General features: G+C 54.7%; 1 protein-coding gene. It reads left to right on the top strand.

Annotated features, from left to right (window positions below):
* On the top strand, positions 1 to 713 hold a 713-nt coding region (locus tag FRY97_RS22595; RefSeq protein WP_170254857.1), incomplete at both ends, for a hypothetical protein.

Below are 713 nucleotides of genomic sequence, written 5' to 3'. Positions count from 1 at the left end.
TGGAGTACAGCATCTCTGCTTGTGAAGACGAAGCAGTTACCCTGTTCTCTGGCAATGTATACGACTGTAACCTTGCTGCAGGCGGTGCTGAGACGGTTGCGGTCACCGTTACCCCTGATGCAGGCGCATCTTTGACCGCAGCAGTTGCGGTATCTTTCACTGACGTACAGGACGGCTTCCTGTATTTCGAGGCGGTGGGCACTGGCTTCACTCCAGGTGCTTACTCAGTAGCATACACTTACGGTGGCGTTACTGTAGAGCAAGAGCTCACAGTAGTACAAGACGCTCCTCAGGCTGCAGTGGTTGAGATCCCTGGCAACCTGACGTTCACCGTGCCAGCATGCGAAACGCAGCTGGACGCTACTTTCCAAGTACGCGTATCTGACGACTGCGACGATCCTATCGCAGCGCCAGCGATCACTATCGACGGTACGCCAGTTGATGTCATAGCGGACCTGGGCAACGGCCTGTTCGAAGTGAGCACCGTGATCACAGCAGCTAACGACGGCGACTTCCTCGTAGCGTCTTACACAGACGGCGACGGCCTGACTACAACAGTAGACGGTGTGCTGACGGTGAACGACCAGCCAGACACTTTCCAGCCGATCATTGTATACCCATCACAGAACATCAATGTCACTTTGGACCCTTGTGGCCCATCAATGGCAGAAGTGGTGTTCCAGGCATCAGCATACGACAACTGCTCAGACGTA

This window comes from Phaeodactylibacter luteus (assembly GCF_007993045.1).
Classification (GTDB): Bacteria; Bacteroidota; Bacteroidia; order Chitinophagales; family Saprospiraceae; genus Phaeodactylibacter; species Phaeodactylibacter luteus.
This window is presented reverse-complemented; position numbering and strand designations above follow the sequence as displayed.